This is a genomic window from Bilophila wadsworthia ATCC 49260, from assembly GCF_000701705.1.
GTDB lineage: Bacteria > Desulfobacterota > Desulfovibrionia > Desulfovibrionales > Desulfovibrionaceae > Bilophila > Bilophila wadsworthia.
Genome location: NZ_JNJP01000152.1, coordinates 1 through 4,711 on the forward strand (window position 1 = coordinate 1; position 4,711 = coordinate 4,711).

General features: G+C 46.6%; 4 protein-coding genes. 2 read left to right on the forward strand and 2 right to left on the reverse strand.

The window, feature by feature from the left end:
• The coding region (locus tag T370_RS0121275) for an ATP-binding response regulator (protein ID WP_029436939.1) at positions 1 to 1,602 on the forward strand (1,602 nt) is incomplete at its 5' end.
• Positions 1,603 to 1,856: 254 nt separating this feature from the next.
• Here T370_RS0121275 and T370_RS0121280 read toward each other — a convergent pair.
• Together T370_RS0121280 and T370_RS25295 are read right to left on the reverse strand one after the other, a co-directional pair.
• Complete coding sequence (locus T370_RS0121280) at positions 1,857 to 2,216, reverse strand: hypothetical protein (RefSeq protein WP_029436940.1); 360 nt, start codon at positions 2,214 to 2,216, stop codon at positions 1,857 to 1,859.
• Between the two features lie 248 nt (positions 2,217 to 2,464).
• On the reverse strand, positions 2,465 to 2,689 hold the full coding sequence (locus T370_RS25295; protein ID WP_211250544.1) for a hypothetical protein: 225 nt from the start codon (positions 2,687 to 2,689) through the stop codon (positions 2,465 to 2,467).
• Between the two features lie 1,551 nt (positions 2,690 to 4,240).
• Between T370_RS25295 and T370_RS0121295 the strand changes: the two genes are divergently transcribed.
• Positions 4,241 to 4,711 (forward strand): replication initiation protein (locus T370_RS0121295; RefSeq protein WP_029436941.1); only part of this gene is annotated, 471 nt, incomplete at its 3' end.

Genomic DNA, 4,711 nt, shown 5'->3' on the forward strand with positions numbered 1-4,711 from the left:
CCTGCCATATTTGCAAATGATTATAACCTTACGATACAAAGTTTATTAAACGGATATCAGAAATTATCGAATGGAATTATCATAGTGGCGGATAAAGGTGTGATCGTTGCATCCAATGATACAAACCTGATTGGGCAGAGTACGGTCGATCAGCAGGTCCTCCAGCTGTTAAATAACCACGCTGACAGCAAACATATACTGCATATGAATATCGGAGGGGTTTACTACTATGGATTGATACTGAAACAGAGGAAGTATTACATCTATATGTATGTTCCGGATACGATCACGTTTTGGACACTGTCTCAGAATGTGATTACGGTTCTTTTTAGTTATCTGGTTATCGTTGTACTGCTCTGGGCAATACTCAGAAGGTCAAGAGTCATCAGCATCGAAAAAGAACTGGAAATTAAACGGAAATATGAAAAAAATCTTATGGAGGAAGCAAAGAAGGCAGAGGCAGCTAACCGTGCGAAAACAGAATTCCTGCAGAGGATGAGCCATGATATCCGTACTCCGATTAATGGAATCTGCGGAATGGTGGATGTCGGAGAGCATTACAGCGATGACCTTCTAAAGCAGGCGGAATGCCGGAAGAAGATCCGGGAGGCATCCGGAGTCCTGCTTGAGATTATCAATGAAGTCCTCGAGATGAGTAAGCTGGAATTTGGGGAGATATCTCTGGAGGAGAAGCCATTTAACCTTTATACAGTGATCGTTGAAGTGACCGATCTGATCACCAATCTGGCGGAAGAAACGAAAATCCTGTTTGAAAAGAACATAGATGGACTTGTGCATACGCATTTAATCGGCAGCCCAATCCACCTGAAACGTATTCTGATAAATATTCTGACCAACGCAGTAAAATACAACAAGGAATATGGTCATATCTATTTGAGTTGCAGAGAACTCCCAGCGGATGAGCCCGGAAAGATAAAGATCGAATTTTTGTGCCGAGATACAGGAATTGGTATGAGTGAAGAATTCCAGAGACATCTGTTCGAGCCATTTGCGCAGGAGAAACAGGGATGCACTTCTAAATTTGGCGGTACCGGTCTGGGCATGTCGATTGCGAAAAGCCTTACAGAAAAGATGGGCGGAACGCTCACATTTGAAAGTAAGCAGGGAATCGGAACGACGATGATCGCTACGCTCTTGTTTAAAATCGATGAATATGAGGATAAATGGGAAGTAAATAAAGATGTACCGAAAGACTCTATCAAGGGATTTCATATTCTGCTTGTTGAGGATAATGAGCTGAATATGGAGATCGCCGAATTTATGATTCAGAATGAAGGGGCATCTGTGACAAAAGCATGGAATGGACAAGAAGCACTTGAACGATTTGAACAAAGCCGTACGGGTGAATATGATGCGATTCTGATGGATGTGATGATGCCGGTTCTGAACGGTTATGAAGCAACTGAAAAGATTCGGGCTTTGAACCGTGAGGATGCAAAGAAAATTCCAATCATAGCGATGACGGCGAATGCGTTTACAGAGGATCGGAGACGCTCTAAAGAGGCAGGAATGGATGGGCACATTATTAAGCCGATCAATATAGAACTGCTGGTGAAGGTGGTGGCTGAATTGGTTCAATGACCTGTCTTTACAGTGGGTTCATAAGAAAAAGTAATGACCAACCTTAGAGCGCGTTTGGAAACTGCATTACGCGCCCTTGGAAGCGAAAGAGTCGATCAAGGGTTTCTGTTTTAGCAAGATCCACAAAAAACCAATCCGGCTGCCGAAGAATCCGGTAGCGTATTTTCTCGGATTACAAAAATAATGTGTTTGTTCCAAGTGCGGGACGGAAATAGTCTGCCCCTGACGGGTCGCTGCGCGTCATGCGCCTGGTATCACGCGGTCAAAGCGGTAGGTCGGGTTGGGGCGACCGGGGCGTAAACAGTTGCTGCCCATGGCTGCATACGCGCAGTCTCTCCGATGGCAGCGCGCAAGGTTGTTTCCACAAGCTGCTGCAAGCGTGCGGGGTCTGTTTCCACACGGGCGTTCAGGATAAGTTCCGCCGGATCGTTCTGGGCAGTTTGGCCCGCGCTGCCGCGCAATTCACCCCCTGCCCCGGAACCGGTCAGATTGCCCATAAGAAAACCGGCAGACGTTTTCAGGGAAAATTTGACATGGCCTATGGCGAGGTTCTGCTGCGTAAAAACAGACTCCAGAGCCGTCAGGATTGTTTTGCCGAGTTCATCCCACGGCACAGTATGCCCCGCAAGACGATAGGTGGCGTTCAGCCAGCCGAGAACCGCCTCGCCTTCGGCTCAACGGGGAACATGAGGACTGGCCTCTGGACAAGGAAGGGGGGAAGCCCTAGAGTAAAAGGGAACCCCGGCCCCTGCGGGAACAGGAACCGGGGCTGGCGCGACGCGTTACAGCGCCCCGCACGGTTGCCTTTGAAGATGTGTTCTTTTTCGACCCCAGCTCACTGGCGGTGGGCTGGGGTCAGCCGTTACATGGCGTCAGACGCCAGCAACAGTACCACAGCCAAAGCGACAAGCAGAGCGAACAAGAAACGCTTCATGGCTTGCCTTCCTTTCTGGGCTTGCGTCGCGCCGAGCGCAGGCTTAGAACGAAAAAAAGGCAACCGTGCAAACTGCAAATACGCCATGTCAATGTTCCCGGCAACCGGAATTGCAGGAACAGTCTTTCCAGAAAGATAATAGAGATAACTCATTGAACACATATGAAATTCGATACAGTGGCGGTTCCCGTTTCATTTATAGAGGAACCCTGTCAGCCACGAAGCGGAAGGCCACGGAGAAAGCGCCCTCTGGGGAGTCCATCAAAGTTTTCTACAACAGAGTTCTGATAGCGTGCCGCCGTCGCTTCGTGAACCCTGAAACCGGGAAAGAGGGCTGGTATCGTTGGGAGATTTTATAAATTTATCAATGCGTTTCTTTATAGTTTGATGTGGTTGGAGTGCTTTAGCATCAGACTGTGAGATAAAAAAACGCATTTCCCCATGTGGAAAACGTTTTCCACATGGGGAAGGGTCGGAACTTTCTGTCCGGCCCTTTTTTTAATCTCGTCAGTTGAAAAATTGTATATAAAAGCATACAAATAGACGCGGAAGCTACGCTGCCTATTAGGGGGTAGACAGCGTTAAAGCCCATCTAGCTTTGTATTTCCTTAGTTTCTCCGGGTTCACCGAGACGAAATGACCGTCCTTTACACGGTCAAATCTTCATGGCAAGGTGCCGTTGACTTGCTTCTGCTTGCCGAGAAAAAGCAGGAGTTTCCATTTCCTAAAGTCCATGAGAGAGTCCCCATCTCCTTCATGGACTTTTTCTTGCTCTTTTTACGTTAAAGCTATAGTTTCGCTTGGTTACTGGTTTTTCTCCTCCTCCAGTAATATCCATAGTTTCCCCGGTACACCGCATAACCGGGGCCTCCTAAAGGCCGAGTCCATCTCTCGGCCTTTTTTGTGTCTTGTTTTTCCATCTCTGCTCAACGGGGAACATCCTGCTCTGCGAGGCAGAAAAAGCCCTCTGGTGTGCGTTCTGGGGTTAGGATGGGTATCGCTCCGGAAAACGTCGTTTCGCGCTTTAGAAGCGAAATTTGAGTGTTTTTTTAAAAATACATAAAAATTAATATGTTGTATAGAAAAATAAAAAGTCTTTATATGTTTTTTTGTTTAATTTTTAAGTAGTTACAAAAAAGTATATAAAAAGGCCACTGCCTAGGGAGAGCAGAAAGAGCTATGCTAACTGTTTTTTTTCTAGGCAGCGCCGGAGGCGCAATCTGCGAGTCTCCGGAAGAGGGATCGAAGGCTCGGAGTATTCCGAGCCTGAGCCGAGTCTTACGCTCCAGAAGCGCGGCGCCCGGTAGGGCGCATCCGTCCGCGCACCAAGTTTGCGCCGTAGGCGCTTGCCTTTTTGTCTTTAGCGGCGCGCCGTTAGGCGCAATCTAGCCGCTCCGAGTCGCCCCGTCAGGGGCGTGCCTTTTTCCAAATTTTTCTTTTTTTTATAAATACTTTTTTCTTTTTATTGTTTTCTATCATTAATTATTTCAACATATTATAAATTTAAATGGGACAAAATGACCGTCAAAATGGGACAAAATGACCGTCAAAATGGGCTCCAAATGGGACAAAATGACCGTTTTTTATTAGGGCAAATATTGACATGTTGCCCTAGCAATGAAAAAAAAACAAAAAAAACAGCCATGAAAAAATTCTGGCGAAATTTCTTCATGGCCTGACCAATCTGACCGATGGAGGGTCATCATGGCTAAAGATGAGCTATCTATTCCTGGAACACTCGTCAAGAAATCCAACTCTATCATTCGCACACGCATAACCGTGAAAAGCGTTGAGGCGTCTAGGATTTTGGCACATTTGGTTGCCTGTATCCGTACCGATGACGAAAAACTGAAAGAGACATACTCCGTTCCGGCAAAAGATATTATTCCCTATATCGGCGGCGAAAACTACAAGCGTATTAAGGCCACCTGCAAAGAATTGGCCTCCTCTTTCGCTGAAACGGAGGAACCCGACCCAGACGGCCCGCATCCGATTTTCACGGCACAGCCGTTCTTTACCCGGATACGGTACAGAAAAGGGGTTATCTCTGCGACTTTTAACCCTTTTATGCGTCCACATCTTCTTAAACTGAAAGACTGCTTCACGACCTACAATCTGATGGAATACCTATCTCTTCCAAGTCTGTATTCTCAAAGGATTTTTGAAATCACAAAG